Source organism: Serratia sp. SSNIH1 (assembly GCF_002935055.1).
Classification (GTDB): domain Bacteria; phylum Pseudomonadota; class Gammaproteobacteria; order Enterobacterales; family Enterobacteriaceae; genus Serratia; species Serratia nevei.
In genome coordinates this window covers 901,784-928,631 of record NZ_CP026383.1, presented here as the reverse complement: position 1 = coordinate 928,631, position 26,848 = coordinate 901,784, and the positions used below count along the sequence as shown (strand labels likewise).

General features: G+C 58.7%; 24 protein-coding genes and 2 tRNA genes. 3 read left to right on the top strand and 23 right to left on the bottom strand.

Annotated elements, in window-relative coordinates:
• Positions 1 to 32: 32 nt before the first annotated feature.
• The 3 genes from C3F38_RS04425 to C3F38_RS04415 are packed head-to-tail and all read right to left on the bottom strand — an operon-like array spanning position 33 to position 3,276.
• Positions 33 to 1,172, bottom strand: coding sequence for an ABC transporter permease (locus tag C3F38_RS04425; protein ID WP_033648660.1), 1,140 nt, complete (start codon positions 1,170 to 1,172; stop codon positions 33 to 35).
• On the bottom strand, positions 1,169 to 2,323 hold the full coding sequence (locus tag C3F38_RS04420; RefSeq protein ID WP_055317296.1) for an ABC transporter permease: 1,155 nt from the start codon (positions 2,321 to 2,323) through the stop codon (positions 1,169 to 1,171). Before C3F38_RS04420 ends, C3F38_RS04425 begins: the two co-directional genes overlap by 4 nt.
• Positions 2,305 to 3,276: an HlyD family secretion protein gene (locus C3F38_RS04415; protein WP_033638900.1), complete on the bottom strand. Its 972-nt coding sequence runs from the start codon at positions 3,274 to 3,276 to the stop codon at positions 2,305 to 2,307. The genes C3F38_RS04420 and C3F38_RS04415 overlap by 19 nt, the downstream gene beginning before the upstream one ends.
• Before the next feature lie 230 nt (positions 3,277 to 3,506).
• On the opposite strand from C3F38_RS04415, the gene C3F38_RS04410 reads away from it, so the two are divergent.
• Positions 3,507 to 4,520 (top strand): luciferase-like monooxygenase, encoded by a 1,014-nt coding sequence (locus C3F38_RS04410; RefSeq protein WP_170310508.1) that lies wholly within the window; start codon positions 3,507 to 3,509, stop codon positions 4,518 to 4,520.
• 38 nt (positions 4,521 to 4,558) lie between these two features.
• On the opposite strand, the gene yedF is transcribed toward C3F38_RS04410, so the two are convergent.
• From yedF to rlmE, 19 genes are all read right to left on the bottom strand, one after another.
• Positions 4,559 to 4,789 (bottom strand): sulfurtransferase-like selenium metabolism protein YedF, encoded by a 231-nt coding sequence (yedF, locus tag C3F38_RS04405; RefSeq protein WP_170310509.1) that lies wholly within the window; start codon positions 4,787 to 4,789, stop codon positions 4,559 to 4,561.
• 5 nt (positions 4,790 to 4,794) lie between these two features.
• A complete protein-coding gene (yedE, locus tag C3F38_RS04400) occupies positions 4,795 to 6,009 on the bottom strand; it encodes a selenium metabolism membrane protein YedE/FdhT (protein WP_057523615.1) in 1,215 nt (404 codons plus the stop codon).
• A gap of 146 nt (positions 6,010 to 6,155) precedes the next feature.
• Entirely contained in the window at positions 6,156 to 8,087 is a 1,932-nt protein-coding gene (locus C3F38_RS04395) for a DEAD/DEAH family ATP-dependent RNA helicase (protein WP_038879128.1), read from the bottom strand.
• Entirely contained in the window at positions 8,077 to 8,151 is a 75-nt protein-coding gene (gene yrbN, locus C3F38_RS26810; RefSeq protein ID WP_223182019.1) for a protein YrbN, read from the bottom strand. The genes C3F38_RS04395 and yrbN overlap by 11 nt, the downstream gene beginning before the upstream one ends.
• Before the next feature lie 122 nt (positions 8,152 to 8,273).
• Positions 8,274 to 9,158: a lipoprotein NlpI gene (gene nlpI / locus C3F38_RS04385; protein WP_004933495.1), complete on the bottom strand. Its 885-nt coding sequence runs from the start codon at positions 9,156 to 9,158 to the stop codon at positions 8,274 to 8,276.
• Positions 9,159 to 9,286: 128 nt separating this feature from the next.
• Positions 9,287 to 11,404 (bottom strand): polyribonucleotide nucleotidyltransferase, encoded by a 2,118-nt coding sequence (gene pnp / locus C3F38_RS04380; protein WP_047729246.1) that lies wholly within the window; start codon positions 11,402 to 11,404, stop codon positions 9,287 to 9,289.
• Between the two features lie 256 nt (positions 11,405 to 11,660).
• Positions 11,661 to 11,930, bottom strand: coding sequence for a 30S ribosomal protein S15 (gene rpsO, locus C3F38_RS04370; RefSeq protein WP_004933502.1), 270 nt, complete (start codon positions 11,928 to 11,930; stop codon positions 11,661 to 11,663).
• A 124-nt stretch (positions 11,931 to 12,054) separates the two neighbouring features.
• A complete protein-coding gene (truB, locus tag C3F38_RS04365; protein ID WP_055317298.1) occupies positions 12,055 to 12,999 on the bottom strand; it encodes a tRNA pseudouridine(55) synthase TruB in 945 nt (314 codons plus the stop codon).
• Complete coding sequence (gene rbfA, locus C3F38_RS04360) at positions 12,999 to 13,409, bottom strand: 30S ribosome-binding factor RbfA (RefSeq protein WP_004933508.1); 411 nt, start codon at positions 13,407 to 13,409, stop codon at positions 12,999 to 13,001. Before rbfA ends, truB begins: the two co-directional genes overlap by 1 nt.
• A gap of 70 nt (positions 13,410 to 13,479) precedes the next feature.
• Positions 13,480 to 16,167, bottom strand: coding sequence for a translation initiation factor IF-2 (gene infB / locus C3F38_RS04355; RefSeq protein ID WP_004933511.1), 2,688 nt, complete (start codon positions 16,165 to 16,167; stop codon positions 13,480 to 13,482).
• 23 nt (positions 16,168 to 16,190) lie between these two features.
• A complete protein-coding gene (gene nusA / locus C3F38_RS04350) occupies positions 16,191 to 17,699 on the bottom strand; it encodes a transcription termination factor NusA (protein WP_019453340.1) in 1,509 nt (502 codons plus the stop codon).
• A gap of 21 nt (positions 17,700 to 17,720) precedes the next feature.
• Positions 17,721 to 18,173: a ribosome maturation factor RimP gene (gene rimP, locus C3F38_RS04345; protein ID WP_028127574.1), complete on the bottom strand. Its 453-nt coding sequence runs from the start codon at positions 18,171 to 18,173 to the stop codon at positions 17,721 to 17,723.
• Positions 18,174 to 18,390: 217 nt separating this feature from the next.
• A tRNA-Met gene (locus tag C3F38_RS04340) sits at positions 18,391 to 18,467 on the bottom strand.
• A 60-nt stretch (positions 18,468 to 18,527) separates the two neighbouring features.
• A tRNA-Leu gene (locus C3F38_RS04335) sits at positions 18,528 to 18,614 on the bottom strand.
• A gap of 70 nt (positions 18,615 to 18,684) precedes the next feature.
• A complete protein-coding gene (gene secG / locus C3F38_RS04330) occupies positions 18,685 to 19,020 on the bottom strand; it encodes a preprotein translocase subunit SecG (RefSeq protein WP_004933519.1) in 336 nt (111 codons plus the stop codon).
• 220 nt (positions 19,021 to 19,240) lie between these two features.
• On the bottom strand, positions 19,241 to 20,578 hold the full coding sequence (gene glmM / locus C3F38_RS04325; protein WP_047729249.1) for a phosphoglucosamine mutase: 1,338 nt from the start codon (positions 20,576 to 20,578) through the stop codon (positions 19,241 to 19,243).
• A 4-nt stretch (positions 20,579 to 20,582) separates the two neighbouring features.
• On the bottom strand, positions 20,583 to 21,419 hold the full coding sequence (gene folP, locus C3F38_RS04320; RefSeq protein ID WP_038879140.1) for a dihydropteroate synthase: 837 nt from the start codon (positions 21,417 to 21,419) through the stop codon (positions 20,583 to 20,585).
• Between the two features lie 92 nt (positions 21,420 to 21,511).
• Positions 21,512 to 23,443, bottom strand: a complete 1,932-nt coding sequence (gene ftsH / locus C3F38_RS04315; RefSeq protein WP_004933529.1) for an ATP-dependent zinc metalloprotease FtsH — start codon at positions 23,441 to 23,443, stop codon at positions 21,512 to 21,514.
• 56 nt (positions 23,444 to 23,499) lie between these two features.
• Positions 23,500 to 24,129 (bottom strand): 23S rRNA (uridine(2552)-2'-O)-methyltransferase RlmE, encoded by a 630-nt coding sequence (gene rlmE / locus C3F38_RS04310; RefSeq protein WP_004933533.1) that lies wholly within the window; start codon positions 24,127 to 24,129, stop codon positions 23,500 to 23,502.
• A gap of 143 nt (positions 24,130 to 24,272) precedes the next feature.
• Between rlmE and yhbY the strand changes: the two genes are divergently transcribed.
• Complete coding sequence (gene yhbY, locus C3F38_RS04305; RefSeq protein ID WP_004933536.1) at positions 24,273 to 24,566, top strand: ribosome assembly RNA-binding protein YhbY; 294 nt, start codon at positions 24,273 to 24,275, stop codon at positions 24,564 to 24,566.
• Positions 24,567 to 24,678: 112 nt separating this feature from the next.
• On the opposite strand, the gene greA is transcribed toward yhbY, so the two are convergent.
• Positions 24,679 to 25,155, bottom strand: coding sequence for a transcription elongation factor GreA (greA, locus tag C3F38_RS04300; protein WP_004933539.1), 477 nt, complete (start codon positions 25,153 to 25,155; stop codon positions 24,679 to 24,681).
• Between the two features lie 256 nt (positions 25,156 to 25,411).
• Between greA and dacB the strand changes: the two genes are divergently transcribed.
• A complete protein-coding gene (dacB, locus tag C3F38_RS04295) occupies positions 25,412 to 26,845 on the top strand; it encodes a serine-type D-Ala-D-Ala carboxypeptidase (RefSeq protein ID WP_025305050.1) in 1,434 nt (477 codons plus the stop codon).
• Positions 26,846 to 26,848 lie beyond the last annotated feature (3 nt).

Genomic DNA, 26,848 nt, shown 5'->3' with positions numbered 1-26,848 from the left:
ATTTTCACGCTATAACAACAAGATACTCCCCCCTACGCCCGTCGCTTCCTGAACATCCCGCGCAGCGCCACGCTGTTGCGCAAGAAGCCGACGCCGAAGCCCAGCAGGGTGTAGACCACGCCGAGCACCAGCATCATCATCACGTCACCCCACACTTCGTTCAGCGACAGCCCCATCTGGTTGACGCCGGCGATCGCCTTGGTGCCCCAGGTGGAGGGAATGCTGTACGAGATGGCGCGCACCCAGGCCGGCATCGACTGCAGCGGCCAGATGGTGCCGGACAGGTAGAAGATCGGCGTGGTGATGAACGCCAGCGTCAGGTAGATCATCTCGACGCTGCGCAGGCACTCGGTCACCAGCTTGCCCAGCCCCAGTACCGCCAGCAGGAACGGGAAGGTCAGCAGCAGCAGTTCGGCGATGTTCGCCGTCTGCCGATAGCCCAATACCCACGGCCACAGCACGAACAGCACGATCGACAGGAACAGCCAGATCGGCAGCAGCGCCGTCAGCCCGCCGAGGTGCGCCGCCAGCGGCGCCTTGCCGCCGGGCATGCTCTTCATGGCGATGTTGACGCGGATACAGGCGATCAGCAGCGAGTGCTGCAACAGCATCACCAGCAGGCCGGGGAAGATGATCGCCGCAAAGCTGATGCCGGGGTTAAACACGTCCAGCGTTTGCCCCAGTATCGGCGTCAGCAGTATCTGCGCCTGCCGTTCGCTGAAGCCGCTGCGCAGCAGCAGCCCGTTGTTGTACTCCGTCAGCAGCTGCTGATAGGCCGCCACCACGTCCTGTTGGATCTGGCCGTTGGCCAGGCGGTTGGTGGCGTCGCCGTACACCGGCACCACGATGTTCTGCCCGCTGAGGATTTTCTTCTCCAGATCCACCGGCATGATGATCACCGCAAACAGCTTGCGCCAGCTGAGATCGCGCTGCGCCTGCTCCAGACTGTCGTAGGTTTCAATCGCGATCTTGGAGGTGGCGTCCAGCTGGCGGATCAGCTGGCGGCTGGCGGTGCTGTGATCCTGATCGACCACCCCCACCGGCAGATCCCACACCGTGCGGTTGGCGTACACCATGCTCATGATGCACAGCGACAGGATCAGCATCAGCCACACCGGCCGCTCCAGCATGCCGAGCAGCACCTTAACGAAGGTTTGCCAATAGAGCTTCATCCGGCGTTCCCCTCTTTTGCCAGCCGTGCCGGCAGACGATTGCGCACCAGCAGCGCGGCCACCAGCGGGTAAACCGCCAACAGCGCACACACGCTGAAGATGGCGCTGGCGTGCACCTGCCGCAGGAACACGTCGAACATCGCGTACAGCGCGTGGGTCAGCGGTTCGACATTGGAAATGATGCGCGCCGGCAGCGGCATCGACAGCTCAGGCACCGCCATGCCGGAGAAGGTCATCGCGATACTGACCAAAATACCGATCAGGCTGTACGCGGTGATGGTACTGCCGGTAAAGGTGTACAGCAGCAGGCCGATGCTCTGCGCCGCCATCACGTAGAACAGACCGATCAACAGCATAAACAGTGGATTGCCGCTGACGCGGGCGTCAAAGATGCCCACCAGCGCCGCGATCTCGACCATCAGCAGGGTGGTGAAACACAGCGTGTAAGGCGCCAGCTTGCCGAGCAGCGCCAGGCTGAACGGCTTGGCCTGCAGCAGCGACTTGCTGCGCGCCAGCACGTAGATCATGCAGGTCACCGCGAACAGCTGCAGCAGATGGATGGTGGCGGCGAACTGCTGGTAATAGATATAGCTGCCGCTGGCGTTGAACAGGCTGCCGTAGGAGAGCGTCACGTCCGCCAACGGCGGCAGCGTTTTGCCCATCTCGGTGGCGATGATGCTGCGGGTGTTGGCGTTGATTTCGTTCATCAGGCCGCCAAAATCCTGGGTGGAGTACAGCCCGGCGCCGTAGAACAACGCATTGTAGTACATCACCACGCTCGGCTGTTTGCCCGACAGCGCGTTGGCCTCAAGGTCCGGCGGGATATACAGCAACGCGTAATCCTGCGCGCTGCGCAGGCGGCTCAGCGACTCCGGTAACCCACCGCCGTAAGCCTCAACGTGGGCGTGCGAACCGGCGTCCAGCCGACGCGTCAGCGATTTGGACAGCGGGCTGTGATCGCTGTCCACCACCGAGACCGGCAGATCGAGCAGCGTGCCTTCGGAGAAGTTGCTGCTGATCAGCACAAACAGGATCAGCGGAAAGATCCAGCTCAGCCAGTGCACCACCGGGCTGCGAAAGGCGACGCGACACTCTTTGTCGAACGCGTGACTGAAGCAGCGCCAGCCGGCCCTTACTCTTTCCATTGCCATAAGGTGCTCATCCCCGGACGCAGGCCGTCCACCGGCTGTGACGGATACAGGCGCACTTCGAAGGTTTTCAGGTCGAAGTCGCCGGTGGCGCGGGTGGCGCGTTTGGTGGCGTAATCCCCCAGCGGCGCGATGTAGCGCACTTCGGTGTCGATCATTTTGTCCTTCAGCGCCGGCACCCGCAGTTTGACCTTGTCGCCTTTGCGCACGTGGGCCAGGATGTCTTCACGCAGGTTAAACACGAAGTAGGCGTCCGGCACCCGGATCAACGTCACCAGCGGGCTGCCGGCGTTCAGCAATTCGCCCACTTCGGCCGGGATCGGCCCCACTTCGCCGTCTACCGGCGCTTTCACCTGCAGATCGTCGCTCTGCGCCTGGATCTGCAGCAGATTCTCTTCCGCCGCCCGCAGCGCCGCCGCATATTGCTGCCGCTGCTCGACACGGTCGCCGTTGATGCCTTCATCCAGGTTGGCTTTGGCCGCCTGCACCTGCTGGAAGGCGGTGTCGCGCGACCGCCGCGAAGCGTCCAGCTCGGACTTCGAGATATAGCCTTTGCCGGCCACGCTCAGGTTGCGGTTGTAGTCGTTTTGCGCATTGCGGTACTGCGCCTCGGCCTGCGCCAGGTTGGCGCGCAGGTTGCGGATGCTCTCTTCACGGGTGCCGTGCAGCGACAGCTCGAGCTGCGCCTTGGCCTCGTCGCGCGTCGCCTGCGCGGAACGCAGCTGCGCCATCAGTTCGGGGCTGTCGAGTTGAATGATCAGCTGGCCGCTTTTCACGTCGTCGCCGCGTTCGATCAGGCGTTCAACCACCCGGCCTTTCGCTTTGGAAGCGACGATCACTTCGGGGGCATCCACTTCACCCTGCAGCAACAGATCCTGATTGTGCGCGCGGAACAGGATCGCCAATGCGATCGCCGCCAACATCAGCAACAGGGTAAACAGCGTCTTTTTTTTCATTATGTCAGCTCCCGGAACGGTAAGCGGCGGGCGGGGATCATCATTTCCATGTTTCAAATTGCTCCAAAAAACACCATTGCTCTCATGAGGATATCACAAGCACATATCTCCTCTTTTATAACTATAAATTGGATTATGCTTTTAACACTAAAAAGCATCATTTTAGGCTTTTTGGTATGCAGATTCCTGCAATCGCCCTTTAAGCGATTCACTCTCTGATGGACGATGTCATGACTGAAAACACTGCCGTACCGCTTTCGGTACTGGATTTATCGCCAATCCCGCAAGGGGCCAAGGCGCGCGACGCTTTCCACTGTTCGCTGGATTTGGCGCAGCACGCCGAACGCTGGGGCTACCGGCGCTACTGGCTGGCCGAGCACCACAACATGACCGGCATCGGCAGCGCCGCCACCTCGGTGCTGCTGGGCTATCTGGCCGCCGGCACCCAGAGCATTCGCCTCGGCTCCGGCGGCGTGATGCTGCCGAACCATGCGCCGCTGGTGATCGCCGAACAGTTCGGCACGCTGGAGTCGCTCTATCCGGGGCGCATCGATCTGGGGCTTGGCCGCGCGCCCGGCACCGATCAGCGCACCATGATGGCGCTGCGCCGCCACCTGTCCGGCGATGTGGATACCTTCCCGCGCGACGTGCAGGAGCTGCAAAACTACTTCTGCGACGCGCAGCCCGGCCAGCCGGTGCAGGCGGTGCCGGGCCAGGGGCTGCACGTGCCGCTCTGGCTGCTGGGTTCCAGCCTCTACAGCGCACAGCTGGCGGCGCAGCTCGGCCTGCCGTTCGCCTTCGCCTCGCACTTCGCCCCGGATATGCTGTTCCAGGCGCTGCAGCTGTACCGCGAGAACTTCAAACCGTCCAAACAGCTGGCGCAGCCGCACGCCATGGTGTGCGTCAACGTCGTCGCCGCCGACAGCGATAGCGACGCGCGCTTCCTGTTCAGTTCGATGCAGCAGCAGTTCATCAATCTGCGCCGCGGTTCGCCCGGCCCGCTGCCGCCGCCGGTGGATAACATCCACGCGCTGTGGACCGCCGGCGAGCAATATGGCGTCGAGCAGGCGCTGCGGATGTCGATCGTCGGCGATGAAAAAACGGTGCGCCACGGGCTGCAAACGCTGCTGCGTGAAACCGATGCCGACGAGATCATGGTCAACGGCCAGATCTTCGATCACCAGGCGCGGCTGCGTTCGTTCGAGATTGTCGCCGGGGTGCAAGGCGACGTCGTGAAGGGATAAAACGCGAAAAGGCGGTGGGGAACCCCACCGCCTCGGCGTTAACGCTGGATCAGATAGCGGATGGTCGGCCCGTCCTGCTGAATATCCAGCACCTTGTAGCCGTGGTTGCGCGCGTCGAGCGGAATGTTGTTGATCGACTGCGGGCAATCGCTGATCACCTCCAGGATTTCCCCCGGCTTCAGCTGCGGCATCGCCTCCAGCGTCGCCACCGCCGGGTACGGGCAAGGCTCACCCAGCATGTCCAGCCGGTAGTCCGGCACTATCGTCATCTCTTTCATGGCAGGCTCCTCAAATTCACCACCTGCGCCTCAGGCCGGGCGCGGAAAAAGCGTTTCTCCCACCACAGCATGGCGGCGAAGGCCAGCGCCAGCAGCAGATAGGTCACCAGCAGGCCACCAATTGGGCCGAAGGTGTCGAGCAGGTTGATCTTGTCGTAGTCGGTCGCCAGCGCCGGCGCCAGATCGTCCCAGTAATAGGCCAGCAGCGTGGCGCCGATGATGTTGCCCAGCCCCACCCACCAGTAGTGCACCTGCCCTTCCACCGCGCGGTACATCCAGCCGGTCTCGCAACCGCCGGCCAGCACGATGCCGAAGCCGAACAGCAAGCCGCCCAGCACCGCATTCGGGCCGGCCCACATGATCTTCGGCGCCACGCCAAGCTGCACGTAGCTGAAGATGCCGATGGCGCTCACCGCCATGCCGAGGATGATGGCTTTCGCCATGTGGGTGCGGCCGGTGATCCACAAATCGCGGAACGCCGAAGTGAAGCAGATCTGCGCACGCTCGATCAGCAGACCGAAGCCGATGCCGAACAGCATGGCGATGCCGAGCTTCGGCGCATCGAACAGCGTCCACAGCGACCAGGCCACCGCCAGGCCGAAGACCGCCATGCCCAGCCGGAAGCGGCGGCGCGCCTGCTCAGGTTTCTGCGTCAGCGGCGCGGCGGCCTTCACCTTTTGCAATTTGACCGGGATGCGGAACATCGGCAGCAGCGTGAATTTGGCGCCGAAGTACGAACCCGCGGCGGTCGCCAGCGCGAAGAACCAGGCGTGCAGCGAAAACTGAGGAATACCGGTGAAGAACGCCGCCAGGTTACAGCCCATCGCCAGGCGCGCGCCGAAGCCGGCGATAATGCCGCCCAGCAGCGCCTGCACGATGCGAATGCGGTGCTGCGGCTGGCGTAGCTTGATGTTGTTGGCCCACAGCGCGGCGGCGATGCAGCCGGCGAACATGCCGATGATCATGCGCCCGTCGATGCGCTCCAGCGGCGTGCCCTGCAGGCCGATAACCTTGAAATAGCCCCACTGCTCGGGGTGCAGGCCGAACCACTGCAGCACATGGCCGCCCCAGCGGGTGAACTCGCCGGTCACCGCCCAGAAAGTGCCGGTCATGCCAAAGTAGTAGGTAGAAAGGATCCCGGCGGCGATCACCGCCGGCAGCGGCGCCCAAAAGCGCACCAGGTATTGAGATTTGAACTGCTGCCAACTCATGGCATCTCCCGTGCATATCATCCGTAAGAAAAAACCTTATGAATGATACGCCATTCAGGGACGTTTGACGGCAACTTTCAGGCATAAAAAAACCAGCCCGCAGGCTGGTTTTTCAGAGCGATTCACCGCGAACGGTGAATCAGCGATTACGCGTCGCCGAAACGACGACGTGGTGCAGCAGGTGCTGCGTCATCACGGCGTGGCGCCGGCTTACCGTCACGGTTGAAGTTACCGCCACGACGCTCGCCGCCGTTGCCGCCTTCACGACGTTCACCGAAGGAACGACGTGGGCCGCCTTCGCGACGTTCGCCGTTGAACGGACGACCGTTACCACGACGCTCGCCACCGTTGCCACCGTCACGACGCTCGCGACGTTCGAACGGCTGTGCATCGCCCAGCAGCTGCATGTTCATCGGCTTGTTCAGGATGCGGGTGCGAGTGAAGTGATTCAGGATCTCGCCCGGCATGCCTTTTGGTAGCTCGATGGTGGAGTGGGAGGCAAACAGCTTGATGTTACCGATGTAACGGCTGCTGATGTCGCCTTCGTTAGCGATAGCGCCAACGATGTGACGGACTTCTACGCCATCGTCACGGCCCACTTCGATGCGGTACAGCTGCATTTCGCCAACGTCACGACGTTCGCGACGCGGACGGTCGCCGTCACGGCTATCACGGCTGTCGCGACGGTCGCCACGATCACCGCGACGATCGTCACGGTCGTTGAACTCGCGGCGCTGACGCGGCTTGAAGACCGGATCCGGCGGCAGGATCAGCGGACGTTCTCCCTGTGCCATTTTCAGCAGCGCTGCGGCCAGGGTTTCCATATCCAGCTCTTCTTCCGGCTGCAGTTTGGTCAGCAGTGCGCGGTACAGATCCAGATCGCTGCTTTCCAGCTGCTGCTGAACTTTTGCGGCAAACTTGGCCAGACGACGCTCGCCCAGCAGTTCTGCGTTCGGCAGTTCCACTTCCGGGATGGTCAGCTTCATGGTGCGTTCAATGTTGCGCAGCAGGCGGCGTTCGCGGTTTTCCACGAACAGCAGCGCGCGGCCGGCACGGCCCGCACGACCGGTACGGCCGATACGGTGAACGTAAGACTCGGAGTCCATCGGGATGTCATAGTTGACAACCAGGCTGATGCGCTCAACGTCCAGGCCACGGGCCGCAACGTCGGTCGCGATCAGGATATCCAGACGACCGTCTTTCAGGCGCTCCAGGGTCTGCTCACGCAGCGCCTGGTTCATGTCGCCGTTCAGCGCAGCGCTGCTGTAACCGCTGCGCTCCAGCGCTTCGGCCACTTCCAGGGTCGCGTTCTTGGTACGGACGAAGATGATCGCCGCGTCAAAGTCTTCAGCTTCCAGGAAACGCACCAGCGCTTCGTTTTTACGCATGCCGTAGACCGACCAGTAGCTCTGGCTGATGTCCGGACGGGTGGTCACGCTGGACTGGATGCGCACTTCCTGCGGCTCTTTCATGAAGCGGCGGGTGATGCGACGGATCGCTTCCGGCATGGTGGCGGAGAACAGCGCGGTCTGATGTTCAGCCGGGATCTCAGCCATGATGGTTTCTACGTCTTCGATAAAGCCCATGCGCAGCATTTCGTCGGCTTCATCCAGCACCAGACCGCTCAGGTTAGAGAGGTTCAGGGTGCCGCGCTTCAGGTGGTCCAGCAGGCGGCCTGGGGTACCCACAACGATTTGCGGGCCCTGGCGCAGAGCGCGCAGCTGCACGTCGTAACGCTGGCCGCCGTACAGGGCTACCACGTTGACGCCGTTCATGTGTTTGGAGAAATCGGTCATCGCTTCGGCAACCTGAACCGCCAGTTCGCGGGTCGGTGCCAGCACCAGGATCTGAGGTGCTTTCAGGTCTGCCTGCAGGTTGTGCAGCAGCGGCAGCGAGAACGCTGCAGTTTTACCACTACCGGTCTGTGCCATGCCCAGCACGTCGCGGCCGTTCAACAGGTGAGGAATACACTCAGCCTGGATCGGAGATGGTTTTTCATAGCCCAGATCGTTCAGGGCGGAAATGATTGGAGCAGACAGCCCCAGATCAGCAAAAGAGGTTTCAAACTCAGTCGTCATGTACACGTGCCTCATTAATAATGGCAGCCAGTCTACATAACTCGTCGAGAAAATTTTCAGTCATTTTCATTGAAAAGTGTGAACCGGCTCAAATTAGATTATAAAACGAACAAAAAAGCCCTCGCCCGTGAAGGCGATAACTTTGGTTAAAAACCAATGTCCATCAGGCTGATAGGTGTTCGTCAGCTATTGCTGGTCCGATTCCGATAGGTCGTCTTGCTCTTGGCCCAAAAGCGCCAATTCCAACAATGCATAGCGGTGCTCAACGAAGTTGTGAACGTTGTTAGACACCGTCAGTTTGAACAGCGCCGAAGCGGTGTCCTTGTCCCCCAGACTCAGGTAGTGTTTACCCAAATAGAAGTCAGTTTCACTGAGATGCTCAGCGAGCGAAGTGTTATCCGTTGCATCTGCCTTGAGGCGTTCCATCAGCGTTTTTTCGCTGATCTTGCCCAGGTAGAATTCGACAATATTCCATCCCCATTGCCCTCTGTCCGCTTTGTCATAGCGCTGCTGAAGCGCTACCTCGGCCTTCTTGGGATCGATTTCTCGCTCCACCAGATACAGCCATAACGAACGGAAGGGATCGTTTGGGTCGTCTTGATAAAACGCCTGCAGATCATCCTGCGCCAACGGGAAGCGGCCGCCATAATACAGTGCGATGCCCCGGTTTAAACGCGCGTAATTGTAAGTTGGATCAAGCTCTAGTACAGAATCAAACGCTTCATAGGCAGCATCAAAATTGCCTGCCTGCGTTAAGTAAATGCCCAGGTAGTTGAAAACTTCCGGCATGTCGGGACGTATCGCCAGCGCCTGCGAGAAATCATTGCGCGCTAATGCACGTAACCCGAGGCTATCATACAGCACACCGCGCTCATATAAAAGCTGTGCGCGTTCGTCGTCCGTCAGTGCCCGGCTGGCAAGAATTTGTTCCATGCGCGCCAGGATCACTTCCTGCTGCAACGTTGGCTGCAACGGGATCGCCAAAACTTCGTCTTTACGCCAATCATGGTTGCTGCATCCTGCCAGCATGAGTGCTGTCGCAACGTAACACCAGCGCAAGAAAGGCTTCATTTCCCACTCCCGAAGACAAACATTGGATGAACGTCCTGTCCTCCGTTTGCTAATACGCGGGCATCCTACCCGCGCGATACGAACAGCTCCCAACCCCATGGCGGGGAGCTGTAAAACTATCTATACAGTTATTCTGCTTCAGGCGCAGGTGAACCCGCTTCCGGCGCCATCGCTTCTTTGATGCTCAGACGCACGCGGCCCTGACGGTCAACTTCCAGCACCTTAACCGGCACTTCCTGACCCATCTGCAGATAGTCGGTCACTTTCTCGACGCGCTTGTCGGCGATCTGAGAAATGTGTACCAGACCTTCTTTACCACCGCCGATAGCGACGAACGCGCCGAAATCAACGATACGGGTCACTTTACCCTGGTAGATACGGCCCACTTCGATCTCTGCCGTGATCTCTTCGATACGACGGATAGCGAATTTCGCTTTCTCACCGTCGGTCGCAGCGATTTTAACTGTACCATCATCTTCGATTTCGATGGTAGTGCCAGTCTCTTCGGTCAGTGCGCGGATAACGGAACCGCCCTTACCGATCACGTCTTTGATTTTATCCGGGTTGATGCGGATAGTATGAATACGCGGTGCGAATTCGGAGATATCGCCGCGCGGGGTGCTGATAGCCTGTTCCATCACGCCCAGGATGTGCAAACGTGCGCCCTTGGCCTGGTTCAGAGCCACCTGCATGATTTCGCGGGTGATGCCTTCGATTTTGATGTCCATCTGCAGCGCGGTGATACCGTCGCGGCTACCGGCCACTTTGAAGTCCATGTCGCCCAGGTGATCTTCGTCACCCAGAATGTCGGACAGAACCACAAAGTTATCGGCTTCTTTCACCAGGCCCATCGCGATACCCGCAACGGCAGCCTTGATTGGCACACCGGCGTCCATCAGTGCCAGAGACGCACCGCACACGGAAGCCATGGAAGAAGAACCGTTGGATTCGGTGATTTCAGACACCACGCGAACGGTGTACGGGAAATCTTCTGGTTTAGGCATCATAGCCAATACGCCGCGTTTCGCCAGGCGACCGTGACCGATTTCACGACGCTTAGGTGAACCGACCATGCCGGTTTCGCCCACGGAGTACGGAGGGAAGTTGTAGTGGAACAGGAAGCTGTCGGTCTTTTCGCCCATCAGCTCGTCCAGGTTCTGTGCGTCGCGCGCGGTGCCCAGGGTCGCGGTAACCAGCGCCTGAGTTTCGCCACGGGTGAACAGCGCGGAACCGTGGGTGCGCGGCAGTACGCCGGTGCGCACATCCAGGCCACGGATCATGTCTTTTTCACGGCCGTCGATACGCGGCTCGCCACGCAGTACGCGGCTGCGCACCACGTTTTTCTCGACGTTGCCCAGGATGTCTTGAATTTCAGAGGCATCCAGAGTCTCGTCCTGCGCCAGCAGGGTTTCAACGACGCTGTCTTTGATCGCGTCAACCTGAGCGTAGCGCTCTTGTTTTTCGGTGATGTGGTAAGCGTCGCCCAGGCGAGCTTCGGCCAGTTCAGCCACGCGCGCGTGCAGCGCTTCGTTGACCGCAGGCGCCTGCCAATCCCACTTCGGCTTGCCGGCTTCGGCAACCAGCGCGTTGATGTTTTCGATAACCACTTGCTGCTGGTCGTGGCCGAACACCACGGCGCCCAGCATCTGGTCTTCGCTCAGCACGTCCGCTTCGGATTCAACCATCAGCACCGCACCTGCGGTACCGGCAACCACCAGATCCAGACGGCTTTCTTTCAGTTCGTCAGTCGTTGGGTTCAGGACGTACTGGTCGTTGATGTAACCCACGCGCGCTGCGCCGATTGGGCCGTTGAACGGAATACCGGACAGGCTCAGGGCTGCGGAAGCACCGATCATCGCAACGATGTCCGGGTTCACCTGCGGGTTAACGGAAACCACGGTCGCGATCACCTGAACTTCGTTCAGGAAGCTGTCCGGGAACAGTGGGCGGATCGGGCGGTCAATCAGACGGGAAGTCAACGTCTCGCCTTCGCTCGGACGGCCTTCGCGACGGAAGAAGCTGCCCGGGATACGACCGGCGGCGTAGGTACGCTCTTGGTAGTTAACGGTCAGCGGGAAGAAGCTCTGGCCCGGCTTGGCTTTTTTCTGGCCAACCACGGTAACAAATACGGCGGTATCATCCATGCTCACCATAACGGCGGCGGTGGCCTGACGAGCCATCATACCGGTTTCGATGGTGACGGTATGCTGGCCATACTGGAATTTGCGAATGATCGGTGTCAGCAAAATTATATCCTTGATAAGCGGCGCGCAATCGCATTGACGACTCGACACGCCTGTGACTCGATTTGCCTTCTCACTACATCCTCGCGACTAATGACAATCCTTATCTCAGGCGGGAGATAAAGCCTCTCATTAGCCGCGCGAACCTCTGTAACGGAAGAACCTGTTTGGAAACATCAGTAATACATTAACCTGATTTGCTTATGCTTCCTAGAAGAAAGGGGCCAAAATAGGCCCCTTTCCACTGAAACTTGCTAGATTAGCGACGCAGACCCAGACGCTCGATCAGGCTGGTGTAACGTGCTACATCTTTACGCTTCAGGTAGTCCAGCAGCTTACGACGCTGAGAAACCATACGCAGCAGACCACGACGGCTGTGGTGATCTTTTTTGTGCTCGGAGAAGTGGCCTTGCAGATGGTTGATCTGCGCAGTCAGCAGGGCAACCTGAACTTCGGTAGAACCGCTGTCGTTAGTACCACGACCGAAATCAGCTACGATTTGAGCTTTAGCTTCAACACTTAGAGACATTGTAATACTCCAGATTATAGATAATAAAAACAGGCGCCGATCTCTAATTCAGCAACCCAATGCATAAGCTGCGCCATTCTACTCTTAGCGCAGTGCGATCGCAAGGTGACGCAGTGCCCCGCCGTCAGTCGAAATGCTCGACCACCAGGCGGCGCGGCGCCACGCGACCGTCCTCGGCAATGTCGCCAACGCCGATGAATTTCCGCTCTTCACCCTCGGTGATACGCACCATGCCGGAAGCCGGCGCGCCGGCCACTTGCACCGGTTGCCCTTGCTTGACGTAGCCCGCCACCACCGGCAGCAAATTCACTTCCGGATAGTTCTCAACCGGGCTGTCCATCGGCATCAGCAGCGGATCGAGCAGTTCGCCGGGTGCGATGTCTTGTTCCTGCGCCTGCGCCAGCAAAGCGTTCAGCTGTTCCAGCGTCACCATGCGCGCGATCGGATAAGTCGCCACCTGCAGGCGGCGCAGATAGATCACGTGCGCGCCACAGCCCAGCAGCTCGCCGAGATCGTCGGTGATGGTGCGGATGTAGGTGCCTTTCGAGCAGTGGATCTCCAGCTCCAGCTCATCCCCTTCCCAGCGGATAAACTGCAGCTCGTACACCGTGATGCTGCGCGCTTCGCGCGGCACTTCAATCCCCTGGCGCGCATACTCGTAGAGCTTCTTGCCCTGGTATTTCAGCGCCGAATACATCGACGGCACCTGCTGGATATCGCCGCGGAAGGTGTCCAGCGCCGCGTCGAGCTGCGCCTGGGTAAAACTCACCGGGCGCTCCTGCACGATCTGGCCGTCGGCGTCGGAGGTATCGGTGCGCTGCCCCAGCTTGGCGATCACCCGATAACGCTTGTCGGAATCGAGCAGGTATTGCGAAAACTTGGTCGCTTCGCCCAGACAGATAGGCAGCATGCCGGTCGCCAACGGATCGAGCGCGCCGGTATGGCCCGCCCGGTTGGCGTTGTACAGGCGTTTTACTTTTTGCAGCGCATCGTTGGACGACAAACCCTGCGGCTTGTCCAGCAACAGCACGCCGTGGATATCACGGCCGCGGCGACGAGGGCGACTCATTAATCCTCCTTGTCATCGCCTGAGGCGGAACGGCGCTCGGCGTCGTTCTTCACCACGTTGGTCACCAGGTTGGACATGCGCATGCCTTCCACCAGGGAGTTGTCGTAGGCGAAGGTCAGCTCCGGCACCACGCGCAGGCGCATCGCTTTGCCCAGCAGGGTGCGGATGTAGCCGGAAGCGTCCTGCAACGCTTTAATGCCGTTGGTGACCAGATCCGGATCGTGGTTCTCGGTCAGCACGTTCAGGAAAGTGACGTAAACCTTGGCATACGCCAGGTCGCGAGACACTTCCACGCCGGAAACGGTCGCCATGCCGACGCGCGGATCTTTCACTTCACGCTGCAGAATGATCGCAATCTCTTTCTGCATCTCTTGCGCCACGCGTTGACCGCGGCTGAATTCTTTTGCCATTTTGGATTCTCCAGACAAATCGGGGGGCACAAAGCCCCCCCGTAAACAGATATAAGCAGATGTGCAATCGTTAAGCGATGGTGCGTTGGATCTCAATGATTTCGAACACTTCGATCATGTCGCCGACGCGCACGTCGTTATAGTTCTTAACGCCGATACCACATTCCATGCCGTTACGGACTTCGTTAACGTCATCTTTGAAGCGGCGCAGGGATTCCAGCTCGCCTTCATAGATAACTACGTTGTCGCGCAGTACGCGGATTGGGTTGTGACGCTTGATGGTCCCTTCGGTAACCATACAGCCGGCGATAGCGCCGAACTTAGGCGATTTGAATACGTCGCGCACTTCGGCCAGGCCGATGATCTGCTGCTTGTATTCCGGCGCCAACATACCGCTCATCGCCTGCTTCACTTCGTCGATCAGGTTATAGATCACGGAGTAGTAACGCAGATCCAGGCTTTCCGCTTCGATTACGCGGCGCGCAGAAGCGTCGGCACGCACGTTGAAGCCCAGGATGATGGCGTTGGAAGCCGCAGCCAGCGTCGCGTCGGTTTCGGTGATACCACCTACGCCGGAGCCGACAATCTTCACCTTCACTTCATCGGTGGAGAGTTTCAGCAGCGAGTCGCTGATCGCTTCGCAAGAACCCTGTACGTCGGACTTCAGTACGATGTTCAGCTCGGACACTTCGCCGTCGGTCATGTTGGCGAACATGTTTTCCAGCTTGGACTTCTGCTGACGCGCCAGTTTGACTTCGCGGAATTTGCCCTGACGGTACAGCGCCACTTCACGCGCTTTCTTCTCGTCGCGCACCACGGTCGCTTCGTCACCCGCTGCAGGCACGCTGGACAGACCCAGGATTTCCACAGGGATAGACGGGCCGGCGGAGGTCACTTCACGGCCCAGTTCGTCACGCATCGCACGCACACGGCCGTATTCGAAGCCGCACAGGACGATATCGCCCTTGTTCAGCGTACCTTCCTGAACCAGCACGGTAGCCACAGGGCCACGGCCTTTATCCAGGAAGGACTCGATCACCACGCCGCTCGCCATGCCGCTGCGAACCGCTTTCAGCTCCAGCACTTCGGCCTGCAGCAGGATAGCCTGCAGCAGCTCGTCAATACCGGTACCGGCTTTCGCGGACACGTGGACGAACTGCGCTTCGCCGCCCCACTCTTCCGGCATAACGCCGTACTGAGACAGTTCCTGCTTAACGCGGTCCGGATCGGCTTCCGGCTTGTCAATTTTGTTCACCGCAACCACCAACGGCACCTGCGCCGCTTTCGCGTGCTGGATAGCTTCGATGGTCTGTGGCATCACGCCGTCGTCGGCCGCCACCACCAGAACCACGATGTCAGTCGCCTGAGCACCGCGAGCACGCATCGAGGTAAATGCGGCGTGGCCCGGGGTATCCAGGAAGGTGATCATGCCGTTCTCGGTTTCTACGTGGTAGGCACCGATGTGCTGGGTAATGCCACCGGCTTCGCCCGCCGCCACTTTGGTGGAGCGGATGTAGTCCAGCAGAGAGGTTTTACCGTGGTCAACGTGGCCCATGATGGTCACGACCGGCGCGCGCGGCTCGGCCGCAGCGCCCGTATCACGGTCGCTCATCAGCGCTTCTTCCAGCTCGTTCTCACGGCGCAGGATAACTTTGTGGCCCATCTCTTCGGCAACCAGCTGTGCGGTTTCCTGGTCGATAACCTGGTTGATTGTGGCCATGGCGCCCAGCTTCATCATCACTTTGATGACCTGAGAACCTTTTACCGCCATCTTGTTGGCCAGCTCGGCCACGGTGATGGTTTCGCCGATCACCACGTCACGGTTAACCACCTGCGCCGGCTTATTGAAGCCCTGCTGCAGAGCGCTAGGCTTGCGTTTGCCTTTACCGCCACGGGTAACGGCACGCGCTTCTTCGCGGTCCGCTTTGGACTCGGACAGCTTGTTGCCTTTCTTCTGCTTGGTGGCTTTGCCGCCGCGGGTGCGGCTGCGACGATCGCCTTCAACTTTGGCGTCGTTCTCGTCTTCTGCGGCACGGGCGTGCTGAGAGGTGGTCACGTGATAGTCGGCGCTTTCAACCGCGGCGCTTGCCGCGTCTGCCTGGGCCCACTTCTCGCCGTTCTCTTCGGCCATGCGACGGGCTTCTTCTGCCACGCGCTTGGCTTCCTCTTCAACCTTGCGGCGCACTTCCTCTTCCGCTTTGCGTTTCAGTTCAGCGGCTTCGGCTTCACGGCGTGCTTTTTCCGCCTGAGCTGGCTTGGTCATTTCGTCGGTATGTTGATTGGTCACTTTTTCTTTTTCCGCTGAATTACGCTTAGCAATCTCCGCGGCCTCACGTTTGGCTTGCTCTTCGGCAGCGCGCTTCGCTTCCGCTTCGCGTTTTGCGAGCTCTTCCGCTTCGCGCCGTGCCTGCTCTTCCGCTTCACGCTGTGCCTGCTCTGCCGCTTCAGCCAACTGGGCTTCCTGCGTATCGCGATTTACATAAGTGCGTTTCTTGCGGACCTCAATTTGCACCGATTTACTTTTACCGCCGGTGCTCGGGATATTCAAGGTGCTGCGCGTTTTGCGCTGCAAAGTGAGTTTACCCGGCGCGCTGCCGTGTTCACGGTTCAAGTGCGCCAGCAATGTTTCTTTTTCTTGCTGGGTAACAGAGTCCGACTCGGACTTGTTGATCCCTGCATCAGCAAACTGCTGTACCAGGCGATCAACCGGAGTCTGAATCTCTGCTGCCAGCGATTTTACGGTTACATCTGTCGTCATGCTGTTCCTTCCTGCTACAGTTATTACGCGTTGTCGCCAAACCAACAGATATTGCGTGCAGCCATGATCAGCTCACCGGCTTGCTCATCGCTAAGCCCTTCAATATCAGCCAGATCGTCAACACCCTGCTCGGCAAGATCTTCCAGCGTACAAACCCCACGCGCGGCCAGTTTAAAGGCCATGCTGCGCTCAAGACCCGGCAGGTTGAGCAAATCGTCGGCCGGTTTGTTGTCGCCCAGGCTTTCTTCTTGTGCCAGGGCCAGCGTGGTCAATGCAGCTTTGGCGCGTTCGCGCAATGCTTCAACCGTATCTTCATCCAGACCGTCGATTTCCAACAGCTCTTTGATCGGCACGTAGGCCAGCTCTTCCAGCGTGGAGAAGCCTTCTTCAACCAGTACGGTGGCGAAATCTTCGTCGATATCAAGATACTTGGTGAAGGTATCAATAGCGGCATGAGCCTCGGCCTGGTGTTTGGCCTGCAGGTCGTCCGCCGTCATCACGTTCAGTTCCCAACGATCGTCACCGCGGTGTTGTTTCAGCAGCTGGGAAGCCAAACGCACGTTTTGGCCGTTACGGCCGATCGCCTGCGCCAGGTTGCTGGCTTCAACGGCGATATCCATGGTGCAGTTATCTTCGTCTACCACGATCGACGCGACGTCGGCCGGCGCCATGGCGTTGATGACGAATTGCGCTGGGTTGTCATCCCACAGGATGATGTCGATGCGTTCGCCGCCGAGCTCGCTCGACACGGCCTGAACGCGCGCACCGCGCATACCTACGCAGGCACCGACCGGGTCGATGCGCTTGTCGTTGGTTTTCACTGCAATTTTCGCGCGGGAGCCAGGATCGCGGGCTGCCGCTTTAATTTCAATCACTTCTTCGCCGATTTCCGGCACTTCGATGCGGAACAGTTCTTTCAGCATTTCCGAACTGGAACGGCTGACGAACAGCTGCGCGCCGCGAGCTTCAGGACGCACGGCGTACAGTACGCCGCGAATGCGGTCGCCCGGACGGAAGTTTTCGCGCGGCAGCATGTCTTCACGGCCAATCACCGCTTCGGCGTTGTTGCCCAGATCCAGCGCGATGCTGTCACGGTTCACTTTCTTCACCACGCCGGTGACGATCTCACCTTCGTGTTCACGGAAAGCGTCAACCACCATCGCACGCTCGGCTTCGCGCACTTTTTGCACGATAACCTGCTTGGCGGTTTGGGTGGTGATGCGGTCGAAGGTCACGGATTCGATCTGATCTTCAACATAGCCGCCGAGCTCGATGCTCGGGTCTTCAAACTGAGCGGCTTCCAGCGTGATTTCACGCGTTGGCTGAGTCACTTCATCTACGGCGACCCAACGGCGGAAGGTATCGAAATCGCCGGTTCTGCGGTCAATGCTGACGCGCACGTCGATTTCCTGCTCGTATTTTTTCTTGGTTGCGGTGGCTAATGCAGTTTCCAGCGCTTCGAAAATCTTCTCGCGCGGAAGGGATTTTTCATTGGAAACTGCTTCAACAACAGCCAGAATCTCTTTGTTCATCCTAGTTGCCTCTTCCAAACTTTAAAAGTGGGGTACCAGGTTCGCTTTCTGGATGTTGCTCAGCGCGAACACTTCATCTTTCCCTTCCACAGTAACCGTGATCATCTCGCCTTCGACAGACTTGATAATACCCTGCCACTTGCGACGGTTTTGTACCGCCATGCGCAGGACCAGGCTGACTTCTTCACCGAGGAAACGCGTATAGTGCTCTGCGGTGAACATCGGGCGATCAAGGCCAGGAGAGGAGACTTCCAAGTTGTAAGCGACCGTGATTGGATCTTCGACGTCCAATACAGCGCTGACCTGGTGGCTGACATCAGCGCAATCATCAACATTGATGCCGTTATCACTATCAATATAGATGCGGAGCGTCGATTGGCGCGCACGAATGAATTCGATGCCTACAAGCTCAAAGCCCAACGCTTCTACCGGTGCCGAAAGCATCTCTGTTAACTGTTGCTCTAATGTGGACAAGCCCACCCCCAAGACATAAAAAAAGGGCTAAATAGCCCAGTGATTCTGTTGCCAAATAACAAAAAACCCCGAAAAATCGGGGCTTTATGCAACTGGACCCTGTTTGCCGCTAGGCGGCCTCGGTACAACTTTCGAGCAAGTGTCATTTTCAAATGTTGATCGAGAAAAGCGGGTTTCAATCGAAAAGTGTATTTGAAAATAAACACTTAAAGGAAAGTGGTTGCGGGGGCCGGATTTGAACCGACGACCTTCGGGTTATGAGCCCGACGAGCTACCAGGCTGCTCCACCCCGCGTCCGAAAACGTGGCAAATACTACGCCGATAATCGCAAAATTGCAAGTTATCTCTGGGATTTGGTACCGAGGATGGGACTCGAACCCACAAGCCCGTTAGGGCACTACCACCTCAAGGTAGCGTGTCTACCAATTCCACCACCTCGGTACTGATTCTTACTGCTAACGGCCGTTGTTCTTTCGAGTTCACAACCACCGTTTTCAAACTTTGTTGCGGCTTACTGCGGGATATCGCTGCTCGGCTTGGCAGGTGCTGCCGGCGCGGTTGTCTGCTCAGTTTTCACTGGCTGACCCAGGTTTTCCCACTCGCTGCCTTTCTTGCTTTGGTTGCTGCTGAGGTTGCCCAGAATCAGGCTGATGACGAAGAACAGCGTCGCCAGCACAGCAGTCATGCGGGTCATAAAGTTACCGGAACCACTCGAACCGAACAGCGTGCCTGATGCACCTGCTCCGAAAGAGGCTCCCATATCAGCGCCTTTACCTTGCTGCAGCATAATCAGAGCGACCAGCCCGATTGAGATCAGCAGGAAAATTACCAGAAGAGCTTCGTACATAGTAGTACCCGTATCCTTGCGGCCTCACCGCATGCCAAATGCTTCACACTCATCAAGCAGGCGTTTTTATAAACTGCCTACTGAAGCGGGTGTGAATACTAACCAAAGCCGCCAACCCGCGCAAGGGCAATTTGCAGCCGCCGGCGCGTTTGCGGAAAAAAACGCCAACAATCGCCTCTTCGGGCTCAGCTTTGCCGAGCCCGGCGGCTAACTGTCTGTTTTAACCTGCGGATTTCACCGCGTCGGCGATGCGATGTGCCAGCGCGGTCACCTGCTGTTCGTCCTCGCCTTCCACCATCACGCGGATCAGCGGTTCGGTGCCCGATTTGCGCAGCAGCACCCGGCCGCGGCCGGCCAGTTCGGCTTCCACCTGCTCGGCGACTTTACGCACCGCGTCGGACTCCAGCGGATTGTGATCGCCGGCGAAGCGCACGTTGACCAGGATCTGCGGCAGCAGCTTCATGCCGCTACACAGATCATGCAGGCTCATGTGGTTGCGCACCATGGCGGTCAGCACCTGCAGCCCGGCCACGATGCCGTCGCCGGTGGTGGTTTTGTCCAGCAGGATCACATGGCCGGAGTTTTCCGCACCGATGCGCCAGCCCAGCTCCTGCAGCTTCTCCAGCACGTAACGGTCGCCCACTTTAGCGCGAGCGAACGGAATGCCCAGCTGTTTCAGCGCCAGCTCCAGCCCCATGTTGCTCATCAGGGTGCCGACCGCGCCGCCGCGCAGCTGGCCCTGACGCAGGCCTTCACGGGCGATGATGTACAGGATCTGATCGCCGTCCACCTTGTTGCCCAGGTGGTCCACCATCATCACGCGATCGCCGTCGCCGTCAAACGCCAAGCCCACGTGCGCTTTTTCCTTCAGTACGCGCTCCTGCAGCTGACGCACGTCGGTGGCACCGCATTTTTCGTTGATGTTCATGCCGTCCGGCTCAACGCCGATGGCGATCACCGTGGCGCCCAGCTCGCGCAGCACGCTCGGCGCGATGTGGTAAGTCGCCCCGTTGGCGCAGTCGACCACGATTTTCAACCCCTTCAGGCTCAGCTCGCTCGGGAAGGTGCCTTTGCAGAATTCGATGTAGCGGCCGGCAGCGTCGATGATGCGGCTGGCTTTACCCAGCTCGGCGGACTCCACGCAGGTCAGCGGTTTTTCCATCTCGGCTTCGATTGCTTCTTCGACGTTGTCCGGCAGCTTGGCGCCGTCGATCGAGAAGAACTTGATGCCGTTGTCATAAAACGGGTTATGCGACGCGGAGATGACGATGCCGGCTTCGGCGCGGAAGGTGCGCGTCAGATAAGCCACCGCCGGGGTGGGCATCGGCCCGGTGAAGGAGGCGGACAATCCTGCGGCCGCCAGGCCGGCCTCCAGCGCGGACTCCAGCATATAACCGGAGATGCGCGTGTCCTTACCGATGATGATCTTGCGCGAACCGTGACGCGCCAGTACTTTACCCGCCGCCCAGCCCAGCTTCAGCACGAAGTCCGGCGTGATGGGGCTGTCCCCAACCTTGCCACGGATGCCGTCGGTGCCAAAATATTTGCGCTCGCTCATGTCTTTACTGTCCCTTAGCTGAAAGTGTTGCCTCGACGACACGCATCGCCTCGACGGTTTCTTTAACGTCATGCACTCTGACAATCTGCGCGCCCTGCATCGCTGCGATCACCGCGCAGGCCACGCTGCCGATAACCCGTTGATCCGGCGGCACGTTCAGCAGTTGTCCTATCATCGATTTGCGCGACATGCCGACCAGCAGCGGCAAACCGAAACGATGAAACTCCGACAACCGTGCCAGAAGCTGATAGTTGTGCGCCAAATTTTTACCGAAACCGAAGCCTGGGTCGAGCAGCAATTTCTGATTTGTTATCCCCACCTCGTTGCAGCGCCGAATATGGTGCTCGAAAAACGCCTGAACGTCAGCGATCAGATCGTCGTAGTGCGGCGCCTGCTGCATAGTGCGCGGCTGCCCTTGCATGTGCATCAGGCAAATCGGCAGGCCGCTTTCCGCCGCCGCCGCGAGAGCACCTGGCTCCTGCAGCGAGCGAATGTCGTTGATCAGGTGTGCGCCGGCGTGTGCCGATTCGCGGATCACGCCCGCTTTCGAGGTATCGACCGAGATGAAGACTTCGAAGCGCTGCGCCAGCGCTTCCACTACCGGCACGACCCGTTCCAATTCTTCCTCTTCACTCACCTCCGCCGCCCCCGGCCGGGTCGATTCACCGCCGATGTCGATCATCGTGGCACCGGCCGAAATCAGCGCATGCGCGTGCAGCAGCGCCTGGTTCAGTGTGTTGTGGCGGCCGCCGTCGGAAAACGAATCCGGCGTCACGTTGAGGATACCCATCACCTGCGGATGGGAGAGGTTGAGCGTCATGTCGCGCACGGTTAACTGCATGGTTGGTCCACCTTACTGTTGCCTGGTTCACTGCCCGCCGGGCAAAAAAAAACCCCGGCGTACCGGGGTTTGATGTTATTACACAGCCGCTGTTACTTGTCGAGCTGTTCGGACATGGTGTTGCCCGGCGTTGGGGTGCGCGGCTCATCTACCGGCGTCGGGGCTTTCGGGGTGCCGCCGTTGTCGGAACTGTTACCTTTGTTCGCATCGTCCCAACCTGCCGGCGGACGCACGTCTTTGCGGTTCATCAGATCGTCGATCTGCGGCGCATCGATGGTTTCGTACTTCATCAGCGCATCCTTCATCGAGTGCAGGATGTCCATGTTTTCCATCAACAGCGAGCGAGCACGCGTGTAGTTACGCTCGATCAGCGACTTCACTTCCTGGTCGATGATGCGCGCGGTTTCATCCGACATGTGCTTCGCCTTGGCCACGGAACGGCCCAGGAACACTTCACCCTCTTCTTCCGCATACAGCAGCGGCCCCAGCTTCTCGGAGAAGCCCCACTGGGTCACCATGTTGCGGGCGATGGAGGTCGCCACTTTGATGTCGTTCGACGCACCGGTAGAGACTTTTTCCGGCCCGTAGATGATCTCTTCCGCCAGACGACCGCCGTACAGGGTGGAGATTTGGCTCTCCAGCTTCTGACGGCTGGCGCTGATCGCATCCCCTTCAGGCAGGAAGAAGGTCACGCCGAGCGCACGGCCACGAGGAATGATCGTCACCTTGTGTACCGGATCGTGTTCAGGAACCAGGCGGCCAATGATGGCGTGGCCCGCTTCGTGATACGCGGTCGACTCTTTCTGCGCTTCGGTCATCACCATGGAGCGACGTTCCGCACCCATCATGATCTTGTCTTTGGCTTTCTCGAACTCCACCATCGACACCACGCGCTTGTTGCCGCGGGCGGCGAACAGCGCCGCTTCGTTGACCAGGTTAGCCAGGTCGGCACCGGAGAAGCCCGGCGTACCGCGCGCAATGACGGAGGCGTCGATATCGGCAGCCAACGGCACGCGGCGCATGTGCACCTTCAGGATCTGCTCACGGCCACGCACATCCGGCAGCCCGACCACGACCTGACGGTCGAAGCGGCCCGGACGCAGCAGCGCAGGGTCAAGCACGTCCGGACGGTTGGTGGCCGCGATGACGATGATGCCTTCGTTGCCTTCGAAACCGTCCATCTCAACCAGCATCTGGTTCAGGGTCTGTTCGCGCTCATCGTGACCGCCACCCAGGCCGGCGCCACGCTGGCGGCCGACGGCGTCGATTTCATCGATGAAGATGATGCACGGCGCGGCTTTCTTCGCTTGTTCGAACATGTCGCGCACGCGGGATGCACCCACACCAACGAACATTTCGACGAAGTCGGAACCGGAAATGGTGAAGAACGGCACCTTCGCTTCACCGGCGATCGCTTTCGCCAGCAGCGTTTTACCGGTCCCCGGCGGGCCAACCATCAGCACGCCTTTCGGGATCTTGCCGCCCAATTTCTGGAAACGGCTCGGCTCGCGCAGGTATTCCACCAGTTCGCTCACCTCTTCTTTCGCTTCGTCACAACCGGCGACATCGGCGAAAGTGGTCTTGATCTGGTCTTCCGTCAGCATGCGGGCCTTGCTCTTGCCGAAGGACATCGCGCCCTTGCCGCCGCCGCCCTGCATTTGCCGCATAAAGAAGATCCAGACCCCGATCAGCAACAGCATCGGGAACCAGGAGATAAAGATAGAAGCCAGCAGGCTCGGCTCTTCAGGCGGCTCGCCGACCACTTTCACATTCTTCGTTAACAACGTATCCAGCAACTTAGGATCGTTGACAGGGATGTAGGTCGTGTATTTGTTACTGTCTTTCTTGGTAACGTTAATTTCACGTCCGTTGATTCGCGCTTCGCGAACCTGGTCCTGGGTCAGTTCGGACATGAAGGTAGAGTAATCCACCCTACGGCCATTCGACTCGCTGGGCCCAAAGCTCTGGAATACAGACATCAACACTACCGCGATGACTAACCAGAGAATTAGGTTTTTCGCCATGTCACTCAAGGGATTAACCTCATCTTACAACTGTGTTAACAAACAGCGTTAGGGTACTACAGTTTGCGCCCTGTCGCTACAATGTACACTTCGCGCGAACGAGCGCGGGAAGCGTCTGGCTTACGAATCTTAACCTTCGTAAACAGGGAGCGAATTTCCCGTAGGTACTCGTCAAAGCCATCTCCCTGGAACACCTTCACCAGGAAACTTCCGCCTGGTGCGAGGACATCACGACACATATCCAGCGCCAACTCCACCAGATACATCGACCTTGGAATATCGACCGCCGGGGTGCCACTCATATTCGGGGCCATATCGGACATGACCACCTGAACCTTACTCTCACCTACTCGTTCCAACAGCGCCTTCAGCACCAGTTCATCACGAAAATCGCCCTGAAGGAAATCGACGCCAACGATAGGATCCATTGGCAAAATATCACAGGCGATGATGCGCCCGGTACCGCCGATTTGGGTGACCACATACTGCGACCAGCCGCCCGGTGCGGCGCCGAGATCAACCACGGTCATGCCCGGTTTGAACAGTTTGTCGCTCTGCTGTATTTCATCAAGTTTAAACCAGGCACGGGAACGCAGTCCCTTTTTCTGTGCCTGCTGTACATATTTATCGCTAAAGTGTTCTTGTAACCAGCGACTGGAGCTAGCCGAACGCTTTTTATTAGCCATCTCGTTTTCCAACTATCATAAAAAGAGTCTTATGTCAGGGTCGCTGCTCACGTAGACTCACACCGGTGAAGACCGATTTGGTGATATACATGAGATGGCGGTAGAATGTACCGTTTTCAATCCCAACTTAAGCAAAAAAGACAATGAATCTGAATAACAAACAAAAACAGCACCTGAAAGGCCTGGCGCATCCGTTAAAACCGGTGGTGATGCTGGGCAATAACGGTCTTACCGAAGGGGTGCTGGCTGAAATTGAACAGGCTCTGGAGCATCATGAGCTGATCAAGGTGAAAATCGCCGCTGAAGATCGCGAAACCAAAACCCTGATCGCCGATGCTATCGTGCGTGAAACGGGCGCCTGCAATGTGCAAGTTATCGGCAGCACGCTTATTCTTTACCGCCCGTCGAAAGAGCGCAAGATCAGTCTACCGCGTTAATAACCATCAGGTTAACGAAAAGGTGCCATGCGCCTGACGAAGATAAAAGGCCGCTTGCGGCCTTTTTCCTATCTTTACAAAACGTTGGCGCATTAATGACCAACGGCCTCGATCAGAGATACTCAACCTTCAGGATCTCATACTCGACGTCGCCGCCAGGGGTTTTGATCACCACCACATCATCTTGCTCTTTGCCGATCAGGCCGCGCGCCATCGGCGAGTTTACCGAAATCAGATTTTTCTTGAAATCGGCCTCATCGTCGCCAACGATGCGGTAAGTCACTTCTTCTTCACTGTCCAGGTTCATCACCGATACGGTGGCACCGAAGATCACCCGGCCGGTGTTCGGCATCTTGGTGATATCGATCACCTGAGCATTGGACAGCTTGGCTTCGATTTCCTGAATGCGACCTTCGCAGAAACCCTGCTGTTCGCGGGCGGCGTGGTACTCGGCATTCTCTTTCAAATCGCCGTGCTCGCGCGCTTCCGCGATGTCCGCAATGATTTTCGGACGGCGCACGCTTTTCAGATATTCGAGCTCTTCGCGCAGTTTTTCAGCGCCAAACAAGGTCATCGGAATTTGGTTCATCGTATAAATACCTCTAAATCTTTCCTGTTCAAATAACCGTCATCCTGACGTATTCGTATGAAAACACGGTTGGCATACCGCCACCCGCCTCCAGGCGACAAACAAAAGAAACCTGACTCGGAACGGGGCCCAAGCCAAGATCGGTTTTGCATTTTGATACGCATTTTAGCCTAGAGTTCCTTGAGGGTCATCGTTTACTTTTTCCCTGATTGCACCGTAGTATGACGGCACGTTATCCAGCTGTTATCCCGAGATTATGCGTTTTTCACGAATTGTCAGTGCATTGGCTTGCGCATTTGTTCTGAATGCGAATGCGGCCCCGGTTGAAGAGTACACACAATATCTGCCTGATGGGGCCAACCTTGCCCTGGTCGTTCAGAAGATCGGCGCCGGCGCGCCGACGATCGATTACCACTCTCAGCAGATGGCGCTGCCGGCCAGTACCCAAAAAGTGCTGACGGCGCTGGCTGCGCTATTGCAACTCGGGCCCGATTACCGTTTCACCACCACGCTGGAGAGCCAGGGCGATATTCGCGACGGCGTGCTGCGCGGCAACCTGATCGCCCGCTTCAGCGGCGATCCGACCTTCAAACGCCAGAGCCTGCGCAATATGGTGGCCGTCCTGAAGAAACAGGGCGTGCGCCAAATCAGCGGCGACGTGCTGGTCGATACTTCGGTCTTCGCCAGCCATGACAAAGCGCCCGGCTGGCCGTGGAACGATCTGACGCAGTGCTTCAGCGCGCCGCCGGCCGCCGCCATCGTCGATCGCAACTGTTTCTCGGTCTCGCTCTACAGCGCGCCAAACCCGGGCGACATGGCGTTTATCCGCGTCGCCTCCTATTATCCGGTCAATATGTTTAGCCAGGTGCGCACCCTGGCGCGCGGCTCCGCTGACGCGCAGTACTGCGAACTGGACGTGGTGCCGGGCGAGCTGAACCGCTTTACCCTGACCGGCTGCCTGACGCAGCGCAGCGAACCGCTGCCGTTGGCCTTCGCCATCCAGGACGGTGCCAGCTACGCGGGCGCCATCCTGAAAGACGAGCTGACGCAGGCCGGCATCCAAATCGACGGACATTTGAAACGCCAGACGCGCCCCGGCATCACCGGCACGGTGATCGCGCAAACCCAGTCGGCGCCGCTGCACGATCTGCTGAAGATCATGCTGAAGAAATCGGACAATATGATCGCCGATACCGTCTTCCGCACCATCGGCCACGAACGCTTCGGCGTGCCGGGCACCTGGCGAGCCGGTTCCGATGCGGTACGGCAGGTGCTGCGCCAGAAGGCCGGCATCGATCTGGGCAATACCATCATCGCCGACGGTTCCGGCCTGTCGCGCCACAACCTGCTGGCGCCGGCGACCATGATGCAGGCGTTGCAGTACATCGCGCAGCACGACAACGAGCTGAACTTCATCTCGATGCTGCCGCTGTCCGGCTATGACGGCACCTTGCGCTACCGCGGCGGCCTGCACGAAGCCGGCGTCGACGGCAAAGTGTCGGCCAAGACCGGCGCGCTGCAGGGCGTGTACAACCTGGCGGGCTTCATCACCACCGCCAGCGGCCAGCGCATGGCCTTCGTGCAGTATCTTTCCGGCTACGCCGTACCGCCGGAAGATCAGAAACAGCGCCGCGCACCGCTGGTACGCTTCGAAAGCCGCCTGTATCGGGATATTTACCAAAACAACTGAGGA

Bases quoted from the DNA above. Each gene is read 5' to 3' on its own strand.
- C3F38_RS04425 (WP_033648660.1), bottom strand. From the start codon at position 1,172: ATGAAGCTCTATTGGCAAACCTTCGTTAAGGTGCTGCTCGGCATGCTG.
- C3F38_RS04420 (WP_055317296.1), bottom strand. From the start codon at position 2,323: ATGGCAATGGAAAGAGTAAGGGCCGGCTGGCGCTGCTTCAGTCACGCG.
- C3F38_RS04415 (WP_033638900.1), bottom strand. From the start codon at position 3,276: ATGAAAAAAAAGACGCTGTTTACCCTGTTGCTGATGTTGGCGGCGATC.
- C3F38_RS04410 (WP_170310508.1), top strand. From the start codon at position 3,507: ATGACTGAAAACACTGCCGTACCGCTTTCGGTACTGGATTTATCGCCA.
- yedF (WP_170310509.1), bottom strand. From the start codon at position 4,789: ATGACGATAGTGCCGGACTACCGGCTGGACATGCTGGGTGAGCCTTGC.
- yedE (WP_057523615.1), bottom strand. From the start codon at position 6,009: ATGAGTTGGCAGCAGTTCAAATCTCAATACCTGGTGCGCTTTTGGGCG.
- C3F38_RS04395 (WP_038879128.1), bottom strand. From the start codon at position 8,087: ATGACGACTGAGTTTGAAACCTCTTTTGCTGATCTGGGGCTGTCTGCT.
- nlpI (WP_004933495.1), bottom strand. From the start codon at position 9,158: ATGAAGCCTTTCTTGCGCTGGTGTTACGTTGCGACAGCACTCATGCTG.
- rpsO (WP_004933502.1), bottom strand. From the start codon at position 11,930: ATGTCTCTAAGTGTTGAAGCTAAAGCTCAAATCGTAGCTGATTTCGGT.
- truB (WP_055317298.1), bottom strand. From the start codon at position 12,999: ATGAGTCGCCCTCGTCGCCGCGGCCGTGATATCCACGGCGTGCTGTTG.
- rbfA (WP_004933508.1), bottom strand. From the start codon at position 13,409: ATGGCAAAAGAATTCAGCCGCGGTCAACGCGTGGCGCAAGAGATGCAG.
- infB (WP_004933511.1), bottom strand. From the start codon at position 16,167: ATGACGACAGATGTAACCGTAAAATCGCTGGCAGCAGAGATTCAGACT.
- nusA (WP_019453340.1), bottom strand. From the start codon at position 17,699: ATGAACAAAGAGATTCTGGCTGTTGTTGAAGCAGTTTCCAATGAAAAA.
- secG (WP_004933519.1), bottom strand. From the start codon at position 19,020: ATGTACGAAGCTCTTCTGGTAATTTTCCTGCTGATCTCAATCGGGCTG.
- glmM (WP_047729249.1), bottom strand. From the start codon at position 20,578: ATGAGCGAGCGCAAATATTTTGGCACCGACGGCATCCGTGGCAAGGTT.
- folP (WP_038879140.1), bottom strand. From the start codon at position 21,419: ATGCAGTTAACCGTGCGCGACATGACGCTCAACCTCTCCCATCCGCAG.
- ftsH (WP_004933529.1), bottom strand. From the start codon at position 23,443: ATGGCGAAAAACCTAATTCTCTGGTTAGTCATCGCGGTAGTGTTGATG.
- rlmE (WP_004933533.1), bottom strand. From the start codon at position 24,129: ATGGCTAATAAAAAGCGTTCGGCTAGCTCCAGTCGCTGGTTACAAGAA.
- yhbY (WP_004933536.1), top strand. From the start codon at position 24,273: ATGAATCTGAATAACAAACAAAAACAGCACCTGAAAGGCCTGGCGCAT.
- greA (WP_004933539.1), bottom strand. From the start codon at position 25,155: ATGAACCAAATTCCGATGACCTTGTTTGGCGCTGAAAAACTGCGCGAA.
- dacB (WP_025305050.1), top strand. From the start codon at position 25,412: ATGCGTTTTTCACGAATTGTCAGTGCATTGGCTTGCGCATTTGTTCTG.